Source organism: Mesorhizobium sp. M7A.F.Ca.CA.002.15.2.1 (assembly GCF_003998715.1).
In the GTDB taxonomy this organism is placed as follows: Bacteria; Pseudomonadota; Alphaproteobacteria; order Rhizobiales; family Rhizobiaceae; genus Mesorhizobium; species Mesorhizobium ciceri.
This window is the reverse complement of record NZ_RZPI01000967.1, coordinates 1-1,447: the sequence shown is the minus strand read 5'-3', so window position 1 is coordinate 1,447 and position 1,447 is coordinate 1. Positions and strand designations below refer to the sequence as shown.

Here is a 1,447-nt window from a genome sequence, read left to right as displayed (position 1 = left end):
CCCCCTCCCCCCCCCCCGCCGCTGACGGCCAATCTGCACCACGAGATCGACCTGGTGGCCGCGATCGGCAAGGCCGGCTTCCGCATTCCCCGCGACAAGGCGCTGGACCATGTCTGGGGCTACGGCGTCGGCATCGACCTCACCCGCCGCGACCTGCAGGACGAGGCCAAGAAGGCCGCCCGGCCCTGGGACTGGTCGAAGGCCTTCGACCGCTCCGCCCCTTGCAGCCCGTTGGTGCAAGCGCACGAATCCGGCCACCCACAGAAGGGCCGCATCTGGCTCGCCGTCAACGGCAAGGTCAGGCAGGATGCCGACCTCGCCGAACTGATCTGGCCGATACCGGATATCGTGTCGATCTGCAGCGAGGCGATGGAGCTCGAGCCCGGCGACCTGATCTTCACCGGTACGCCAGCAGGCGTCGGCGCGGTTGGCCCCGGCGACACGATGACCGGCGGCGTCGACGGCATCGGCACCATCGAAATAACCATCGGCCAGCCGAAGTGAGCGCATGAGCAAACTCGTCCTGCACAACTACTATCGCTCCTCCACCTCCTACCGGGTGCGGATCGCGCTGGAGATGAAGGGGCTGAGCTACGACTATATCCCGCATCATCTGCGCCATGGCGAGCACCTCGAACCAGCCTATCTCGCGGTCAATCCGCAAGGGCTGGTGCCGGCGCTGGTGCTCGGCGACGGCACGCTGCTGACGCAATCGCTGGCGATCATCGAATTCCTCGACGAGACCAGCCCGGAACCACCGCTATTGCCAGGGGATGCGGCCGGTCGGGCACGGGTCAGAATGCTGGCGCAGATGATCGCCTGCGACATCCACCCGGTGAACAATCTGCGCGTGCTGACCTCGCTGCGCACGCTGTTCGGCGCCGGCGACGAGGACGTCGTCAACTGGTTCCGCCACTGGGTGAACGAGGGCTTTCAGCCGCTTGAAAAGATCCTGGCCTTGTCGGCGGAGACCGGAACATTCTGCCATGGCGACGCGCCGGGTCTGGCTGACATCTGCCTCGCCGCACAGATTGCCAGCAATGCCCGCTTTGGCGTCGATCTGACGCCCTACCCGACGATCGCGCGCATCAACGCCGCCTGCATGGCGCTGCCGGCCTTCCAGAAAGCGGCGCCCCAGAACCAGATCGACGCGGAATAAGGCGTCATCTGCGTAGCGTCGGCACCGGAACAGTATGGCTGGCGGAATCGATTTTCGCTTGACCGGATAGGGAATCGGCTATCGTTTCCCGCAGGCCGTGTGAAAGGTGGTGTTGCCGATGAAAGCCGTCGTCTTCGAGAAATTCGGCGAAGCGCCGAGGATCCAGACCGTTCCTGATCCGAAGCCGGCAGCCGATGGCGTCGTCATCAAGGTCGAGGCGACCGGTCTGTGCCGCAGCGACTGGCATGGCTGGATGGGTCATGACGAAGGCATCACGCTGCCGCACGT

The 1,447-nt window shown here is 65.2% G+C and carries 2 protein-coding genes and 1 pseudogene; all 3 read left to right on the top strand.

Translation table 11 applies throughout. The features are described from left to right. A partial coding sequence (locus tag ENZ74_RS31625) for a fumarylacetoacetate hydrolase family protein (RefSeq protein WP_164761396.1) occupies positions 1–504 on the top strand: 504 nt, incomplete at its 5' end. Positions 505–508: 4 nt separating this feature from the next. Beyond that, positions 509–1,159 (top strand): maleylacetoacetate isomerase, encoded by a 651-nt coding sequence (maiA, locus tag ENZ74_RS31620; RefSeq protein ID WP_024503824.1) that lies wholly within the window; start codon positions 509–511, stop codon positions 1,157–1,159. 118 nt (positions 1,160–1,277) lie between these two features. Then, positions 1,278–1,447 (top strand): annotated as a pseudogene (locus ENZ74_RS35500) (alcohol dehydrogenase); the annotation flags it as partial.